This window comes from Winogradskya humida, assembly GCF_016862215.1.
Taxonomy (GTDB): Bacteria; Actinomycetota; Actinomycetes; order Mycobacteriales; family Micromonosporaceae; genus Actinoplanes; species Actinoplanes humidus.
In genome coordinates this window covers 61,861-79,106 of record NZ_BOMN01000139.1, presented here as the reverse complement: position 1 = coordinate 79,106, position 17,246 = coordinate 61,861, and the positions used below count along the sequence as shown (strand labels likewise).

General features: G+C 69.8%; 15 protein-coding genes and 1 pseudogene. 10 read left to right on the top strand and 6 right to left on the bottom strand.

The annotated features are described in order from the left end of the window. Positions 1 to 1,292 (top strand): HNH endonuclease signature motif containing protein (locus Ahu01nite_RS46410; protein ID WP_307794770.1); only part of this gene is annotated, 1,292 nt, incomplete at its 5' end. 254 nt (positions 1,293 to 1,546) lie between these two features. Here the strand turns inward: Ahu01nite_RS46410 and Ahu01nite_RS46405 are convergent. After that, positions 1,547 to 2,551 carry a DMT family transporter gene (locus Ahu01nite_RS46405; protein ID WP_239159689.1) on the bottom strand — a complete coding sequence of 335 codons (1,005 nt, stop codon included), beginning with the start codon at positions 2,549 to 2,551 and terminating at the stop codon, positions 1,547 to 1,549. A gap of 72 nt (positions 2,552 to 2,623) precedes the next feature. On the opposite strand from Ahu01nite_RS46405, the gene Ahu01nite_RS46400 reads away from it, so the two are divergent. Continuing rightward, positions 2,624 to 3,703 (top strand): LysR substrate-binding domain-containing protein, encoded by a 1,080-nt coding sequence (locus Ahu01nite_RS46400; RefSeq protein WP_203843146.1) that lies wholly within the window; start codon positions 2,624 to 2,626, stop codon positions 3,701 to 3,703. 197 nt (positions 3,704 to 3,900) lie between these two features. On the opposite strand, the gene Ahu01nite_RS46395 is transcribed toward Ahu01nite_RS46400, so the two are convergent. Next, on the bottom strand, positions 3,901 to 5,412 hold the full coding sequence (locus Ahu01nite_RS46395; RefSeq protein ID WP_203843145.1) for a DUF6308 family protein: 1,512 nt from the start codon (positions 5,410 to 5,412) through the stop codon (positions 3,901 to 3,903). 113 nt (positions 5,413 to 5,525) lie between these two features. Here Ahu01nite_RS46395 and Ahu01nite_RS46390 point away from each other — a divergent pair, with 113 nt between their 5' ends. The 8 genes and pseudogenes from Ahu01nite_RS46390 (at position 5,526) to lexA (ending at position 12,894) form a co-directional block, all read left to right on the top strand. Next, positions 5,526 to 6,302, top strand: coding sequence for an SAM-dependent methyltransferase (locus Ahu01nite_RS46390; protein ID WP_203843144.1), 777 nt, complete (start codon positions 5,526 to 5,528; stop codon positions 6,300 to 6,302). After that, a pseudogene (locus tag Ahu01nite_RS51950) lies at positions 6,233 to 7,186 on the top strand (alcohol dehydrogenase catalytic domain-containing protein); the annotation flags it as partial. The gene Ahu01nite_RS46390 and the pseudogene Ahu01nite_RS51950, both read left to right, overlap by 70 nt. 352 nt (positions 7,187 to 7,538) lie before the next feature. After that, entirely contained in the window at positions 7,539 to 7,925 is a 387-nt protein-coding gene (locus Ahu01nite_RS46380; RefSeq protein WP_203843157.1) for an MDR/zinc-dependent alcohol dehydrogenase-like family protein, read from the top strand. Positions 7,926 to 7,981: 56 nt separating this feature from the next. After that, the gene (locus Ahu01nite_RS46375) at positions 7,982 to 8,335 is read left to right on the top strand and encodes a PadR family transcriptional regulator (RefSeq protein ID WP_203843142.1); all 354 of its coding nucleotides are present in this window, start codon (positions 7,982 to 7,984) and stop codon (positions 8,333 to 8,335) included. A 1-nt stretch (position 8,336) separates the two neighbouring features. Continuing rightward, the gene (locus Ahu01nite_RS46370) at positions 8,337 to 8,885 is read left to right on the top strand and encodes a hypothetical protein (RefSeq protein WP_203843141.1); all 549 of its coding nucleotides are present in this window, start codon (positions 8,337 to 8,339) and stop codon (positions 8,883 to 8,885) included. Between the two features lie 108 nt (positions 8,886 to 8,993). After that, positions 8,994 to 10,925, top strand: coding sequence for an ABC transporter ATP-binding protein (locus tag Ahu01nite_RS46365; protein WP_239159687.1), 1,932 nt, complete (start codon positions 8,994 to 8,996; stop codon positions 10,923 to 10,925). Positions 10,926 to 11,302: 377 nt separating this feature from the next. Continuing rightward, positions 11,303 to 12,217: a class I SAM-dependent methyltransferase gene (locus tag Ahu01nite_RS46360; RefSeq protein WP_239159686.1), complete on the top strand. Its 915-nt coding sequence runs from the start codon at positions 11,303 to 11,305 to the stop codon at positions 12,215 to 12,217. Then, positions 12,151 to 12,894: a transcriptional repressor LexA gene (gene lexA / locus Ahu01nite_RS46355; protein WP_438874870.1), complete on the top strand. Its 744-nt coding sequence runs from the start codon at positions 12,151 to 12,153 to the stop codon at positions 12,892 to 12,894. Before Ahu01nite_RS46360 ends, lexA begins: the two co-directional genes overlap by 67 nt. On the opposite strand, the gene Ahu01nite_RS46350 is transcribed toward lexA, so the two are convergent. The 4 genes from Ahu01nite_RS46350 to Ahu01nite_RS46335 form a co-directional block, all read right to left on the bottom strand. Then, complete coding sequence (locus Ahu01nite_RS46350) at positions 12,891 to 13,955, bottom strand: DUF308 domain-containing protein (protein WP_203843139.1); 1,065 nt, start codon at positions 13,953 to 13,955, stop codon at positions 12,891 to 12,893. The genes lexA and Ahu01nite_RS46350 overlap by 4 nt on opposite strands. Positions 13,956 to 14,047: 92 nt before the next feature. Beyond that, positions 14,048 to 15,100, bottom strand: coding sequence for a hypothetical protein (locus tag Ahu01nite_RS46345; RefSeq protein ID WP_203843138.1), 1,053 nt, complete (start codon positions 15,098 to 15,100; stop codon positions 14,048 to 14,050). A 92-nt stretch (positions 15,101 to 15,192) separates the two neighbouring features. Next, complete coding sequence (locus Ahu01nite_RS46340; protein WP_239159685.1) at positions 15,193 to 15,993, bottom strand: hypothetical protein; 801 nt, start codon at positions 15,991 to 15,993, stop codon at positions 15,193 to 15,195. Continuing rightward, complete coding sequence (locus Ahu01nite_RS46335) at positions 15,990 to 17,231, bottom strand: MFS transporter (protein WP_239159684.1); 1,242 nt, start codon at positions 17,229 to 17,231, stop codon at positions 15,990 to 15,992. Before Ahu01nite_RS46335 ends, Ahu01nite_RS46340 begins: the two co-directional genes overlap by 4 nt. Positions 17,232 to 17,246 lie beyond the last annotated feature (15 nt).

Here is a 17,246-nt window from a genome sequence, read left to right as displayed (position 1 = left end):
GGTGTGCCAATATGGTGGTCATGGTGGGGCAGGTGCAGCAACTCGGTGATGACGCGGCGGTCCTCGCCGCAGCTCCGCTGTGGCAGCTGACCGATGCCTCGCTGACCGATGCGCTGCGGTTGGCGCGGCGCGCGGAACAGGCCGTGCTGGTGCTACAGGCACGACTGGTTCATGAGGCCGCCGACCGTGACATCCCCGCTCATCAGGGACATCGCTCGACGGCCGGATGGCTACGTTCCCTGCTACTGCTCGACCCGCAGCAGGCGCGGGATCTTGTCACCCAGGCCACCGCCATACACGACCCGAGCCTCCAGCAGGTCGTCCTGGACGGTCAGGCCGACGTCCGCCAAGCCGCCGTGATCGCCTCAACTCTCGACGCGATCCCCGACGACCTCGCCGGCCTCAACGGTCCCGTCGACAGCGCCCAGATCATGCAGGACGCCTCACAAGCAATGATCGACCTGGCCGGGCAGCTACCGGCCTACCAGCTCAGGCGGGTCGGGGAACGCATCCTCGACCACGTCGCCCCCGAAGTCGCCGACCGCGCCGACCAGGCCGCCCTGACCCGGCACGAAGCCCGCGCCCAGCAGCGACGCGGCCTCACCCTGTCCATGCCCCTCAACGGCATGGTCCGCATCTCCGGACTACTCGGTGCAGAAGATGCCGCCGTCGTGCATGCCGCCCTGCACCCACTGTGCCAGCCCGACCCCAAGGACAACCGAACCCCGGCCCAGCAACGCGTGGACGCCCTGACCGACATCTGCCGCCTGGCACTACGCACCACCGAACTCCCCATCGACGGCGGCGAACCACCCCAACTATCAGTCACCGTCGCCTACGACCCACTCACCCAAACCCTCGGCGCAGGCACCACCGACACCGGCCAACGCCTGTCACCCGAAACCGTCCGACGGCTGGCCTGCGACGCCCGGATCCTGCCCATCATCCTCGGCGGACAAGGCCAAATCCTCAACGCCGGCCGCCGCCGACGTAATGCGACCGGCGCCATCCGCCGCGCCCTCCACATCCGCGATCGCGGCTGCACGTTTCCAGGGTGCGATCGGCCTCCGCGATGGACCGATGGCCACCACATCCAACATTGGTCCCACGGCGGCCCGACAAACCTGGACAATCTAGCCCTACTCTGCCGCCAGCATCACCAGCTCATCCACGATCCCACCGCAGGCTGGCAGATCCGTCTCGGACCCGACCGGCGACCCGACTTCATCCCGCCACCGGACATCGACCCCAGCCAGCAACCCCAACGAAACCTCTACCACCAACGCCAATAACAACCCCGCGTCGGCATCGCCACCCGGCCGGACTCCCTACGCACCTACGTGCCCGCAGCCGCCGGTTCGGTTATGGGTGGACCAGGCATGCTCTGGCCAGTGACCGCACCAGCCCGCCGCTCCGTACGCATCGGACTGCCCACGCATCGGACTCCCCACGCATCGGACTCCGTACGCTGGTCGCACGAACCTGCGCCGCAGTATCAGACCGGCGAACCCCCGCCCCGCAGGAATCCCAGAGTGAAAGCCCGGGGCTAATTCTTCTGCGCGGAGATCAGGCTTGAACTTCCGTCGGCCTGAGAGTTCTTCATAGTGGCCGGCAATGCCTCGTCGGCCTGGGCGAGCGTCGCCGCGGTCTCCCGGCTCACCTTCGCACCGCCCTTGGAGTGTCGGCGCTCAATTCGCTGGCCCGCGAAGGTCGCGATGATGATCAGTGCGGCTCCCGCGGCGGCGAGCGCGGTGAGTCTTTCGCCGCCGATGCAGATGCCGATGGTGACGGCCCACAGCGGTTCCGTGCCCATCAGGAGGCTGGCGCGGCTGGGTGAGGTGCGTCGCACGGCCCAGGTTTGGACGAGGAAGGCGAACACGCTGCAGATCAGGGCCAGGTACGCCAGGCGGGCCCACGATGCGGGCGACAGCGCCTCGGCGTGCCGGGTCAGTTGTGGCAGGGCGACCGCGCCGAGAATCAGCGCGCCGACGACGGTCTGGATTGTGGTCAGGGTGAGGGTGTCGATCTGATGCGAGCGGGTCAGTTCGCCGATCAGGGTGACGTGCACGGCGCGGACGCCGGCGGCGGCCAGCATCAGAGCGTCACCCCAGTTCGGGGTGCGGAACCCGTGGCCCGACACGAGCAGGCCGACGCCGACCACGGCCAGGGCCGCCGCCACGAAGAACGGGGCGGGGAGCCACGTGCGGCTCCATGCGTTCGAGAGTACGGGGGTGAACACCACGGTCAGGCTGATGATCAGGCCGGCGTTGGTGGCAGAGGTGTGCGCGACGCCGAACGTTTCCAGCGTCAGGACAGCTGCCTGCGTGCAGCCCAGCACGAGTCCTGACCGTAGCTCGGGCAGGCTGGGGCGGCGGCGCACCGCGACCAGCGGCACGAGCGCAATCGCGCTGATCGCGTAGCGCAGTGCGAGCGCCACGACGACGGGCGTCACCGCGGCCACGTCCTTCGCGGCCAGGTAGCTGCTGCCCCACACGACGGCGACGGCCAGCAGCAGGAGATCGGTGGTCAGGGTGGAGCGCGTCCGGGTCACCTCGACACCATGACCGCCGCAGACCATGTAGATCAATAACGAAAAGTGCAATCGACGTTTTAGTATCGCTACATGGAAGCGCGACACTTGATGATTCTTCGGGAGCTGGGCGACCGTGGCAGCGTGTCGGCGGTGGCGGCCGCGCTGCATCTGACTCCCTCGGCGGTGTCGCAGCAGCTGGCCATCCTGCAACGCGGCGCCCAGGTCCCGCTCACCCGGCTCGACGGGCGGGTGCTGGTCCTGACCGACGCGGGCCGGTCGCTCGCCGCCGCCGCGGTCGACGTCGCCGCAGCCCTGGCCCGGGCCGGCGCCGCCGTCGACGCTCACCTCACCGACCCCACCGCCACCGTGCGGGTGGTCGCCTTCCACAGCGCGGCATCCGCGTTCTTCCCCCGGCTGCTGGGCGTCGGGGGCGCGGACTCCGGGGGCGCGAACAGCGGGAGCGCAAACAGCGGGAGCGCAAACAGCGGAGGCGCGAACAGCGGGAGCGCGAACAGCGGAGGTGCGAACAGCGGAGGTGCGAACAGCGGAGGTGCGAACAGCGGGAGCGCGAACATCGGGAGCGCGAACATCGGGAGCGCGAACATCGAGTGTGCCGACGAGGACGTCGCCCAGGACGCGTTCCCCTTGCTCTGTGCGGATTACGACGTGGTCGTCGCGCATCGTCCGGCGGGGTCGGGCGCCTGGCCGCGTACGGTCAGCGTGACCCGGCTGCTGAGCGAGCCCCTCGATGTGGCCGTGCCGGCCACGCATCCGCTGGCCACCAAGTCACGGTTGCGCGCCGCAGATGTTGCCGGGGAGCAGTGGATCTCCGTTCATGACGGCTTCCCGTTGACCGCGGCCATCCACGCCATCGGCGCCGCCGCCGGATGTCAGCTCACCGTCCGCCACCACATCAACGATTTCACCGTCGCAGCCGGCCTGGTCGCCGCCGGCGCCGGGTTCGCCCTGCTGCCACGTTATATCGGACCGCGCCGCCGCGATGTTGTGCTGCGCCCCCTCACCGGCCTGCACATCGCCCGCGAGATCGACGTACTCACCCGTCCTGAGCAACGGTTCCGAGCCGCCGTCACCACCGTCATCGACCACCTGGTGTCCATCGCGGCGTCTATCACCGCCGACCCACGGGCGCACCCCGCGACAATCGGCTGACCCCCAGGTCGCCGTTGCGAGCCGACCGCTCGACGGAAAACACCACAGGCGCCGTTGCGAGCCGGCCGCTCGACGAGAAACACCACAGACGCCGTCGCGAGCCGGCCGCTCGACGAGAAACACCACAGACGCTGTCGCGGGCCGGCGCCACCGCACCGCTGGAACTTCCGCCCAGGACAGGCGGACCGCATCCTGGATCAGACCGCCGTCGCTACGGTGCCGAATCCCGCGCAATCGCGGCCGGAACGATGAAGCTGGTGGTGACTCATCCACAGAACGACGTCGAGCACCCGGATCAGCCCCACATTGGCGGAGAGCCCGGCGCGGCCGCGCACATGGGTGAGCTCCTTGTGCAGTTCACCGTCGTCGGCGGCGAGCAGGTCGTGCAGCCGGAGCCAGACATGGTCAGGCCGGCCGAAAAGGCACGAGACCACATCGTCGTAGACGGGGATGAGGTGGGGCCGTTTACGGGCCATGAGCTTCCCGGCGGTCACGTAGCCGACGTCGGTTTGGCTCTTCAGGAGGTGCCATGCCCGATCAGCGGGGCCGCCGTCCTCCACGAGTTTCCTGGCCTCGGCGGCGCCGAGTTCGACACCCGTGGGAATCTCCGGCAACAGGTCCGACATCGCGCGGCCGAGTCTTCCGTCCAGGAGATCGATGGAAACCTCGGCAGGCACGCTGACCGACAACATCTGCACTGCCACAATGTCGTCAGCGGTGATGATGTCGCGCGTTCCGGGCCGGTCGCCCCCGCCCGCCAGAGCCTCGAATCTGCGGCCCGTGAACAGGCGCGGCCGGGCCTCATGAAAGTAGGCTCGGACGTCCTCGAGTGCACCTTCACCGCGTACGATTTCGGTCAGCTGGTACGGCATGTGCCCCACCCTACGAGTGACTAATGATTGCGGCGGGACCGGATCTCCGGTGCGGCGGCGCGCAATGTCGACAGGCGGGCGACCTGTTCCCGGGTTGCCAGGCCCGCGTCGACGGCGAGCAGGGACAGCAGTCGCAGGGGGCGTCCGGCATCGGCGGCTGCCTGCATTCTGTGGTGTCCGTCGAGAAGAAAATGGGTCAGGGCCCAGTGTTGTGTAGTAGTCGGGTCCCTGTTCGACGGCGGGGGCGCAGATGTCCAGGACCGAGACCGCTACGGCCGTCAGTGCTGCTCCGCCGGTCAGTTCGGTGGCGTACGACAGCACCTGGTCGCCGTTGTTCCACGACGGCGGGACCATGGGTACCACGAACTCGTACAGGTGCGCGGCGGCATCCACCGGGGTCTCGTAGGTGCGGTAGTACGGGGTGCGCGGGTAGACCGGCAGGCCCCAGAACGATTCCAGGCCCCACGTTGCGACCTGCTCCTCGGCGAAGTAGTCGCCTTGCCGGGCGGGGTGGACCAGCCGGGGTTCGACCTGAATCAGCAAAGGCTGGTATGTGGCTTCCGGGAGCAGCGACGCGAATCGGGAGATCACCTCGTCGTCGAGGGCTGCCGGCCCGATGGCGTCGCCGGGCGAAACCGTTGTCGTCGCGCCCGGCAGACGTTCGAACAGGAACTGGCACGTGCCACACCAGAAGCTCAGTTCGAACGCCGGCACGTCGTCGAGCGTCAACAGCCGCCGCCCGGCCCACGCACCTTCTGACGTTGTTTGCTCCACGAATCGCAGACGCGGCTTGACGGGGTCTCCCAGAACACGCGGCGCATCCACGGCCAGCAGCATGAAGTCACTGTAAGGGAAATGATCACCAGGACGGGTTCCGTCGCGGTTATCGGGGCTGGGTGGCATTGCCTAGGATCACTGTCCTACCGCCACCTCAGCGCAGAGGAATTGTGATGACCGGTCCTAGTATTGACGAGACCCGGCCCAGTAGTGCCCGGGTGTGGAACTACCTGCTGGACGGGAAGGACAACTTTGCCGTCGACCGGGAGCTCGGCGAGGCGCTGCGGGGGGCGAATCCGCAGATCGCGGCGGTTGCGCAGGCGCAGCGCCGGTTTCTCATTCAGGCGGTGACGCTGTTCGCCGGTGAGGGCGGGATCCGGCAGTTCCTGGATATCGGTACGGGGCTCCCGACGGCCGACAACACCCATGAGGTCGCGCAGCGGGTGGCGCCCGCGTCGCGGATCGTCTACGTCGACAACGATCCGCTCGTGCTGGTCCATGCTCGCGCGCTGCTGACGAGTTCGGCCGAGGGTGCGACGGCCTACGTGGACTCCGATGTGGAGGATCCGGAGCGGATTCTGGGTGAGGCTGCCCGTACGCTCGACTTCAGCCGGCCCGTGGCGGTGACCATGATCGGCATTCTGGGCAACGTCGCCGACTACGCGCAGGCTCGTGCGATCGTTCGGCGGCTGCTCGATGCGGTGCCGTCGGGGAGTTATCTGGCGGTGAGCGACGGGACGAGCACCAGCGAGGAGAGCGTGGAGAGCCAGCGGGTCGCGAAGCAGAGCGGGCATCCGTACAACCTGCGTACGCCCGATGAGATCGCGGGCTACTTCGAGGGCCTCGAGCTCCTCGAACCCGGACTGGTCCCGACGTCGTTGTGGCGGCCGCGGCCAGGAACGGCACAGTCCGCCCTCGACGTGTACTGCGCGGTGGGCCGCAAGCCCTGACGCGCGGGCGGGGTCAGGCCGGCGAGGTCAGGGCAGCGGGGTCAGGCCGGCGAGGTCAGGGCGGCAGGGTCAGGGCGGCGGGGTCAGGGCTGGGGCGGGAGGAAGCGGGTGATCGCGGCGCTGACCAGGGCGTCGCCCTGGTCGACCGCGATGCGGCGGGAGGACACCATGGCGGCGATGCCCTGCAGGGTGGCGGTGAAGAGCAGGGTGGACTCCCCCAGCAGGGTCTGCAGGATGCCGAACAGGCGCATCGACGCCTGGTGGACCCTGTCGGAGCCCTCGCCGACCTTCGCGGCGAACATCAGGTCGAGCAGGGCGGCGTCGGTGACGGCGAAGCGGAGGTAGCCGGCTCCGATCGCCTGGAGGCTGCGGGTGAGGTCGCCGTTCTCCCGGGCGATCAGGGCCTGGACGTCGTCGGCGATCCGGGTGTAGCCCCGCTCGGCGAGGGCGTCCAGCAGGGCCTGGCGGTCGGCGAAGTGGCTGCGGGGGGCGCCGTGGCTGACGCCGGTCTGCCGGGCCAGCTCCCGCAGGGACAGGGCGTCGATGCCGACTACTTTCAGGCGGTGACCACTTCTGAGCCTGAGAACATCGCCCTGTGGCTGCCCCGGCGGGGAGCCAAACTCACGGTGGGGCCCGCGCCCTACACCCGGCCGGCGGCCGGCGAGGTCGTCGTGCGTGTGCGTGCGGTCGCGGTCAACACGGTTGACGGGATCCCGGGGCTCGCGTACCGGCTGATCATGCCGTGGCTCACCTTCCCGGCCGTGGTCGGCGGGGACGTCTCCGGCGAGGTGGTGGAGGTCGGTGCGCAGGTGACCCGGTTGAAGGCGGGCGATCGGGTGGCCGGGCACGCGCTCGGGCTCGAGGAGAACCGCGATCGGGCGGCCGAGGGCGCCTTTCAGCGGTACGCCGTGCTCCTGCAGCACATGGTGACCCCGATCCCGGACGAGTTGTCGTTCGACCAGGCCGCCGTACTGCCGCTGGCCCTGTCGACGGCAGCGACCGGGCTCTTCCAGCAGGACCACCTCGGGCTGGCACTGCCCACGGCCGCCGCCCCGGACCGCGCGGAGACGGTTCTCGTCTGGGGCGGCTCCACCAGCGTGGGGAGCAACGCCATCCAGCTCGCCCGTTGCGCCGGCTACCGCGTGATCACGACTGCTTCACCCCACAACTTCGATGACGTACGCTCCCTGGGCGCCACGGCGGCCGTCGACTATCGCAGCCCGACCGCTGTCGACGATGTCATCGCCGCGATCGGTGCGGGCCCACTGGCCGGCACCATCGCCATCGGGTCCGGATCCGTTCACCCAGGCCCTCGCGATCGCCGCCCGGACCGAGGGCACCGGCCGCGTCGCCGCCGCACAGCCGGCCCTGCTCACGCGGATCCAGTCGATCGGCCGCCGCCGCAAGGGCATCCGGACGAGCGCGATCTGGGGCGGAACCCTCAAGGACAACGAGGTCGGCCCTGCCGTCTACGTCGATTTCCTGGGCGCGGCCCTGGCCGCGGGGACCTACCGGGCGGCGCCGGTGGCCGTGGTCGCCGGGGAAGGACTCGACAAGATCCCCGAGGCCCTCGCGCGGCTCCGCAAAGGCGTCTCCGCCCAGAAACTCGTCGTACGCCTGTAGAAGCCGCCGGCAGACCACTACTTGACATTCTCTAGTACCTGCCTTTGTATAGGAGTGTGAGCGAAACACACGACCCTCAGCTGCTGAAAGGGGTGCTGTCGTTGCTGCTGCTGCATCTGCTGGCCGAGCGCGAGTCGTACGGCTACGAGGTGGTGCAGCGACTGCAGGCCGCGGGCTTCGCCGACGTGCTCGAGGGCAGCGTCTATCCCGCCCTGACCCGGCTGCAGCGCGAAGGGCGGCTGGAGACCCGGCTCGTGCCGTCGGCCAGCGGACCGGCTCGCAAGTACTACCGGCTGACGACCGGCGGGCACGAAGCGCTCGCCGGCGGGCTCGGCGCCTGGTCACGCCATATCGCCGCGGTTGACGCCGTGCTGTCGCGGCCGCTGCCGCCATCCGAGAACGGGGACTGACATGCCACACACCATCACCTGGTACGACAGACTGCGCATCGAACGCCTGGTCTGGAGCCTCGACCAGCAGCTGTACGACCTGCCCCGGGTTCAGCGGATCGCCACCCGCCGCGAGGTGCGGGCGAACCTGCTGGAGGCCGCGCGCGACGTCGGCACCCGTGAGGCCCTGCGTGGGGTCGGCGGGAGCCGCCGGCTCGCCGAGCAGTTCCTGACCGCCGAGTTCGGCGACAATCCGCGCCACACGTGGATCGGGGCCGCGTACGCGGCGGCGCTGACGCCCCTGCTGCTCAACTTCTTCCTGGCCGAGGCCGCCAACGCCTTCCAGAGCGGGGTGACCGCCACCGACCCGCACGCCACCGGCGTCTTCACCTGGTCCGGGGTGAGCTGGCTGCAGTCCGCCGCCACCTACACGTTCAGCGACGGCACCGCCACCAGTCACGGTGGAGGATGGACGCCGCTCGCGTACCTCCTGTGGGTCGTCATCACCGTCGGGTTCGGCCGGCTCTGGCGGCTGCGCCTGCGCCGCCGGCCCGCGGTCGCACCCGCCTGAGCACCGCTACCGGCAGGGTCCATCGGATAGGCGACAGAAACCCCCGCGGCGGTGAACGCCGCGCGAGGTGGATAGCACTGCACGTGTCCGGTCGGTAACGGTATGGGTATGACCGCCACGACTGATGAGACACGCGCCGGGAGTGAAGTGCCGCCGCAGGCCGGGCCGGGTGGGCAGGAGGCCGTGCTGCCGGAGTTGCGGCCCTCCTGGTGGGAGACGGGGGTACGGGCGCGGGCCGAGGCGGGGCTGCTGGGGGTTTTCACCGAGCTGCCGGGGCTGGTGGTCAAGGCCATGCGGGTGGCGTGGAAGGCGGACCGGCTGCGGACCGGGACCGTGCTGGTGGCCACGCTGGTGTCCGGGGCGATGGCGGCGTTCGGGTTGCTGGCCACGCAGCGGGTGCTCGTCGAGCTCTTCGCGGGAGGGCCGACACCTGACCGCGTACGGTCCGCTCTGCCGGCATTGGCCTGGCTGGCAGCGGCCGCAGCGATCCGGGGTGGTCTGGGGATGCTGGTCGGGTACGCGCTGAACGGGCTGACGCCCCGGGTCTACCTGATCGTCGAGCGGGAGTTGTTCGAGCACACGACCGCGGTGGAGTTGAAGGCGTTCGACGACGACGGGTTCGCCGAGGGCATGGAGCGGGCGACGCGGGGCACCGAGGCCGCCGTCGAGCTGGTGCAGAACACGATGAACCTGTTCGCCGGGGTGGTCAGCGTGCTCGCGGTCACCGCCGCGGTCGTCACGATCCACCCGTTGCTGCTGCTCGCGTTGCTGGTCGCGACGGTGCCCACGGCGTACGCAGCGTTGCGGGCCGGGCATGTGCGGTTCAAGAGCTACCTGGCCAGTTCGACGCGGCGGCGCCGGCAGTGGGTGCTGCACCAGCTGATGGCCGAGCGGGTGTCGGCCGCCGAGCTGCGGTCGTACGGGCTCCGAGGCTTCCTGCTCGGACTGTACGACCGGGTGATGGGCGCGCAGACCGCCGTGGAGCTGAAGGTCGCGCAGCAGGTCACCACGACCACCAGCATCGGCGCGGCCGTCGGCGGGATCGCGCTGACCGGCGTCTACGTGCTGCTCGGGGTGCTGCTGCTGGACGGGCACATCCCGCTCGCGGCGGCGGCGACGTGCGTGGTCGCCGTGCAGGCCGCGCAGCGCTCGCTCGCGCAGGTGACGTTCCAGGTGGACCGGGTCTATGCGAGCGGCCAGTTCTTCAACGAGTACGTACGGTTCCTCGTCACCGCCGAAGGTCTCCTCGCGCCGGTGCAGAAGGATGCCGTTCCGCAGGGCCTGGAGGAGCTGACCGTCGACCGGGTCACGCTGCAGTACCCGGACCGCGACAAGCCCGCCGTCGACGGGGTGACGCTGACGATCCGCCCCGGGGAGACGATCGCCCTGGTCGGCGAGAACGGGTCCGGCAAGTCGACGCTCGCCGCGATGATCGCCGGGCTGCGTACGCCCACCGGCGGCACGATCAGCTGGAACGGGCGCCCGTACGCGGACTGGAACGCGGATGGGCTGCGCCGCAACATCGCCGTGGCCCTGCAGGACCATCACAAGTGGCCGTTCAGCGCGGCCACGAACATCGCGATGGGTGACGTCGACGCCGTCGCGGACCCCGACCGGATCGCAGCCGCGGCGGCGATGGCGGCCGCCCACGACATGATCGAGGAGCTGCCGAAGGGCTACGACACCCTGCTCGACCGTACGTTCAAGGAGGGCCAGGACCTCTCCGGCGGACAGTGGCAGCGGATCACCGCCGCGCGGGCGTTCCTGCGTGACGCGCCCCTGCTGATCATGGACGAGCCGTCCTCGGCACTCGACCCGCGCGCCGAGGACGCCCTGTTCCAGGCGCTGCGCGGGCGGCAGGGACGGCGTACCACCATCCTGATCACGCACCGCCTCGCCAACGTCACCCACGCCAACCAGATCTTCGTGCTCGACCGCGGCGCCCTGATCGAATCCGGCACGCACACCGAGCTCATGGCCGCCGCCGGCACCTACTCGCAGCTGTTCAGCCTGCAGGCCGCGGGCTATCAGGCCGGCTGACCACAGAAGACCCGGCTGAGGAGAGCATCTGCCGAGGGTCCGAGATTCCCCGCGTACGGTGTGACTGCCACACTGAGCTGTGTACGCGCATCGGCCGTGTGCAGGCTCAGCGTGTTGTACACGTTGAACAGGCCGCTGGTGTGGTTGAGCAGCTGACGCAGGGTGATGTGCTCCCCGTTGGGGACACGGTGAGAGCGACGGCGAGGACGGCCGCCAGCGGGATTCGGCTCATACGGTGAGCCTTCCGCGTGGTTCCGCGTCGCACACCGTCCCCGGGAACGACTCCGCGCGGTGGGTCACGCAGGGAAATCCCCGTAGAGGCGGCGCTGATCAGGTGTCCGGGATGGAGGGCGCGGCGGGAGCGGCATGATGGCGGGGTGAGTGATGAACGGTGGGATCAGGTTTTCGGGTATGTGGAGCGGGCCGTGCCGGATGACGGTGTGACGCTGGTGGTCGGCGGGGCGCCGGAGCAAGCGCGGGTGCTGGCGGACCGGCTGGCTGCGCGGTTCGGGGCTGCGCGGGTGGTGCGGCCGGCCGAGCGGTTCGAGGTCGCGCGGGTGGGTGACGGTGACGGGCTCTTGCTGTGGGCGAGTGGTGGGCGTGGGGATCGGCGGGAGGACGCTGATGTGGTTGTTGATGTGTCCGATCCGGCGTGGCCGGTGATCCGGCACATCGATGCCGCTCTGCTCGACCGGGACGTGTGGTTCGGGAGTGAGTCGCGGGCGTTCTTCGCGGCCAGGGCTGCCACGTGGGACAGCAGGTTCGGGGACGACATGCCCGCGTACGGTCGGGCTGTCGCTGAGGCCGGGTTGGCACCGGGCTGGACCGTTGTCGATCTCGGGTGCGGGACCGGGAGGGCGTTTCCGGGGTTGCGGGAGGCCGTGGGCGACGGGGTTGTGATCGGGGTCGATCACACGCCGGAGATGCTCGACGCCGCGCGGGTGCGGGCCCGGGAGTGCGGGGCGTCGCTGGTGCTGGGCGATGCGCGGCGGCTGCCGTTCCGGGACGGTGGAGTTGCTGCGGTGTTCGCCGCGGGGCTGCTCACGCACCTGCCGGACCCCGAGGGCGGGTTGCGGGAACTCGCCCGCGTGACCGCGCCGGGCGGGCGGCTGGTGCTGTTCCATCCGACCGGGCGGGCGGCGCTCGCGGCACGGCACGGTCACACACTGCGACCTGACGAACCACTCAACGAGGACGTGCTGCGGGTCACCGGTGGGCACGCCGGGTGGGACCTCATCGGGTACGACGACCGCGCGCACCGGTTCCACGCCGTGCTCGCCCGGCGCGCCTGACTGCGGGAACGCTCACTCTGGGGCAGGATCTCCAGGTGCTACCTGAAGATCTCGATACGTCCATGCTCACCCCGCGCCAGCGGAGCATCCTGACCGTCATCCAGAAATCAGCGGTCCGGTACGGCTACTCGCCGTCGACGCGCGAGATCGGCGACGCGGTCGGCCTCGCCTCCACGTCCACGGTCAGCCGGCATCTGCGCAACCTCGAAGAGCTCGGCTTCCTGCGACGCGGGCGGTCGGTCACCCGGCCCGTCGATGTGCGAATGTTCCTGGAACCGGTCGAGCGGCGCGACACCGACTCCTCGACGGTCGGCGTGCCGCTGGTCGGGACCATCGCCGCCGGCACCCCGATCATGGCCGAGGAGTCCACCGAGGAGATCCTCAACTTGCCCCGCGATCTCGTCGGTCGCGGCACCCTGTTCAGCCTGCGGGTACAGGGTGATTCCATGGTCGACGCGGCGATCTGCGACGGCGACATCGTCGTGGTGCGTCAGCAGCCCGACGCCTACAACGGCGACATCGTGGCCGCGATGATCGACGAGGAGGCCACGGTGAAGGTCTTCCAGCGGCGGCGGGGTCACGTGCTGCTCGAGCCACGCAACCCCGCCTACGAGGCGATCGACGGCGACCAGGCCGTCATCCTCGGCAAGGTCGTGTCGGTCCTGCGCCGCGTCTAGTACGCGCCCTGCCCCGGCTGCGGGAAGCCGGTTTGCGGGTAGGCGGGTTGTGGATAGCCGGTCTGTGGATAGCCGGTCTGTGGAAGCTCGGCTTGTGGAAAGCCGGCCTGTGGAAACTCGGCCTGTGGAAACTCGGCCTGTGGAAAGCCGGCCTGTGAATGGTCCTGCTGCAGGTAGCCGGCTTGTGGGTAACTGTCCTGCGGGGACAAAGACTGCTGGTAGGTGGCTTGCGGGAACGCGGTCTGTTGCTGCGGTTGGGACGTCGGCTGGAAATAGGTGGGCTGCGGATCGGCCATCTGCGCTGGGTATGCCATCTGCGGGGCGTAGGCCTGCTGGGGCTCGGTGGGCTCCGCTGAGTGAGTCGCCTGCTGGGCGTAAGCGTGCTGGGCGTAAGTCTGCTGGGATTCGGCCTGCTCCGCCGAGTATGCGGCCTGCTCGGCATGAGCCCGCTGGGGATCGGCCTGCTGCGCCGGGTAGGCGGCCTGATCCGGATAGGCCTGCTGGGGGTAAGCCTGCGGGGAATGGGCGTCGGCCGGCTGAGGCCAGACCTCCGAATGAGCCACCTGCGGATAGGCCTGCTGAACCTGGGTAGCGAACGGCTGGACGGCAGGCTGAACAAGGCCAGGCTGCGCAAAAGCGGGCTGAGCAGGCGCGGGCTGAGCGAAAGTGGGCTGTTCCGGGAGCACCTGGGCGGGGGCTGGGATGTTGAAGCCGGTGACCGGGAACTGTGGGGTGGGCTGGTGGAAGCCTGCCATCGGGAACTGCTGGCCCGGCATGATCGGGCCGTAGCGCTGGGCCTCCAGGCGGTTGGCCTTGCGGGCTCTGACCGCGCGGACCACCGCGAAGATCGGCACCAGGAACGCGTACAAGTAGATGTGTACGAACCCGCCCTCGAAGAAGAAGAGCAGGTACACGGCGTAGCCCAGGTAGCCCACGCCGAACAAGCCGTTGAAGAAGCGTGACCACGGGGAACTGCCGAAGCCGCCGGCGGCTATCACGACCAGCAGGATGCCGCTGATGACGAGCAGGGCGATGTAGCCAAGGAAGGTTCCGTCGGACAAGGCTGGACTCCGGGGTGAGCGCCGAAAAAGGGAACCCTAGGGTGCCGGGGTCGCTGTTCCGGTTGCCGTTGCGGAGTAGTCCGGTAGCGGTTTCAGCGGTCGAGGCGCAGGCTGCGTTTGACCCTGTTCTTGAGGGTTTCGGTGGGCTGGTCGAGGGTTTCGGCGTGGGCCAGCATGCCGATGATGGTTTCGATGGCGGCGTCGAGGATCTGGGTGTCGTCGAGTTCGTCGGGGGTAGGTGCGGGGTTCAGGTCGGCCGGGCGCAGTTCGTCGAGGTCGCCCAGGATGTCGCACGGATAGTTCCTGAGCTCGGTGATCTGCTGCTCGGCCAGGGCCAGGACCCAGTCGGCCCGGTTCAGGCCGACCCCGAAGCGCAATCCGCCGGTACGCTGCTTCAGCACCGCGTCGACCAGATGCCGCTGGACCACCCGCTGGTACGGGCTCCGGTGCGGGTACCGGTCCCCCAGCGCCGCGTTGACCCGCCTCAGCACCTCGATCTCCGCTGCCCCGAGCGACGCGTTCGCGCTGGGTGCCTCGAGTTCGCAGAGGCCGTCGGGGATGCCCATCACGTACGCGAACCGCCGCCACAGCAGGTCGTGCGGGGATCCGGGTGGGGGGACGGTCACCAGGTGGCGGTGCGCGGCGGGGACCAGGTCACCCCAGCGGCGCAGCATCCGGTTGGGCATGTGGTCCCAGAAGGCGTCGTTGCCGCCCCGTTCGATGGTGTCCAGGAAACTGCCGAAGCTGCCGATGTTGCGGGAGCGGATGCCCTGCTGCCAGACCGAGGGAAACGTACGCCAGAGGTCGCGGCCGGCCACGACGATGTGCACCTCGGCGGGCTGCAGGCTCTCGACGGCGCGGGCAGCCTGCGCCGCGGTGGCGCCGCCCAGGCCCTCGTTGGTGATGATCACGTCGCCGGACCAGCCCGCGGTCTCGGCGACCAGCCGGTCCCAGGTCCAGGTGGCGGCGGGATCACGCCAGGTGACCTGCCGCAGATCGGTCATGGCCTCGTCGTGCGCGAGGGAACTGCCCGGCAGCAGCACACCGGCGGTCCTCAGCACGTCCCGGTTGCGCCACAGCACGGTCTGCACGTACGTACTGCCGGTCTTCGGCGCCCCGATATGCAGAAAAACCCGTCCCACCATCGCGCAAGAATGGCACACGAAGAAGCCACCAAGATCGCTAGGGATCTGAGGTCAATCGCTTACTACGATGTTCAGATTCGCGCTTCGCTGCGTTAAGCGAATGGACGCTTCGCCTCGAGAACCCATTCGTCACGCCGAGCCCCGATGACAAGGTCCTCACGGGTGGGACCCTCGTGGGTGCGACCCTCATGGGCGAAGTGCAGCACCAGACCGCCGCAGATGTTCTCGCCCTCGAGGCTGGGGAGCACGTCGCTGCCGAGCAGGCGCGAGCCGGCAAACCCGGCCAGCAGATCCGGACTCCGGGCCGGGCCGACTCTGGTCTCGCCGAATCCGGCCATGGCGTAGGGCTCGTAGGGCTTTTCGTGGACGAGGATGAGGTGCTCGTCGAGGCAGTGCAGGGCGATCGGCATGGCGTGCTCGAAGAAGAGCCACGCGTGGACCAGGCTTTCGGCGTCGCCGCCCTCGCGGTGGCCCTCGAACCAGGCTCGTGCTTCGGTCACGGACTCGAGGCGCCGGCCGTGCATTCTCGCCAGCCAGTCGGCGACCATCGTCCGATCGGTGAAGCCCACGAACCGCGGATGGTCGTCGGCTTGCACGGCCTGCCAGACGGCGTGGGCGGCTGCCTCATAGACGTCCCCGACGCCGGTGTCGATCTCGGTGGTCACGATGTCGGTCACCGTCACCCTCGCGGGTTGCGGAAGGTAGCGCAACGCCCACCGGACCCCCAGCACCGCCTCCCGGCGGTACTCATCGAAGGTGTCGGCGGTCACCTCGACGTCCGCGGGGTCCTCGGCGAGTGCGCTCCGGGCGGTGACCTCGAGGGTGACCTGGGCGTAGCGGCAGGAGCGGTTGGTCTGCTGGGCGATGCGGAACGTGGCGCGGGAGGGGGTCATGACGGTGACCCGGCAGGGAGGGGTTTGGCTGCTGAGGTGAGCGTGGCGGCGGCTGCCACGACGACCAGGACGACGATCATGGCGCCGCGGAGGCCGACGTGGTCGCCCAGGAAGCCGAGCAGGGGCGGGCCGACCAGGAATGCGACGTAGCCGGCGGAGGCTACCGCGCCGACGGTCGAGGTCGGGTCCGGGCTTTCCGCCGCCGCGGACAGGGTGACCGGGAAGCCGAGGGCGGCGCCGAGACCCCAGAGGGCCACCGCGAGGCCGGCGATGATCACGTTGTCGGCGAAGACGACGGTGGCGATGCCGGCTGCCGAGACGAGGGCGCTCACCCGCAGGACCGCCGCGTTGCCGAAGCGGGCCAGCAGCGGCTCGCCGGCGAAACGGCCGGCGGTCATCGCCAGTGCGAACCCGGTGAAGATCACCGAGCCCAGCGCCGGGGAGGCGCCGTGACCGTCGACCATCAGCAGGGGCAGCCAGTCGTTCGCCGAGCCCTCCGCCAGCGCGAGGGCGAGCACGATCAGCCCGAGCATGAGCACCCGCCGCTGCCGCCACAGCCCGAGCTGCGCCCGGAACCCACCGCCGGCAGGCCCGGCTTCGGCACCCGGTGCGGAAACGTCCTGGGGAGAAACGGCCGAGCGGCCCGTCTCGGCCGGGACGCGGCGGACCGCCCAGAAGACGATGGCCGCGCCGCCGATCGCGACCGCCGACATGTGCCAGACCACCGGGAAGGAGATCGCGGTCAGGCCGATGCCCGCGACCGCGCCGACGACCGTGCCCAGGCTGAAGAAGCCGTGCATCATGGGGAGGACCGAGCGGCGGGACTCGGTTTCGATGGCGGCGCCCTCGACGTTGAGGGCGATCTCCATCAGGCCGGCGCCGAGGCCGACGAAGGCCAGGCCGGTGAAGACTCCCGCGTCCAGCGCCGCCGCCGCGCCGATGCCGATCAGCGCCATGCCGGTGACGAAGGCCGAGCCGCCGACCGCGACCGTGAACTGGGCGCCGCGGGATCTTACGATCGCCGCGGACGAGAGGACCCCGGTCATCGAGCCGACCGAGATGCCGAACAGTACGAGGCCCATCTCGGCGGTGGAGGCGTGCAGCAGGTCGCGGACGGCCGGGGTGCGCACGGTCCACGACGCGATCCCGACCCCCACGACGAGCATGACGGCGAAGATCGCGGCGCGGCGGCGCGCGGCCTGCGGCGTGAAAGCGGGCCGGGCCGCGACGGAGCTCATGACCATGAGCGTACG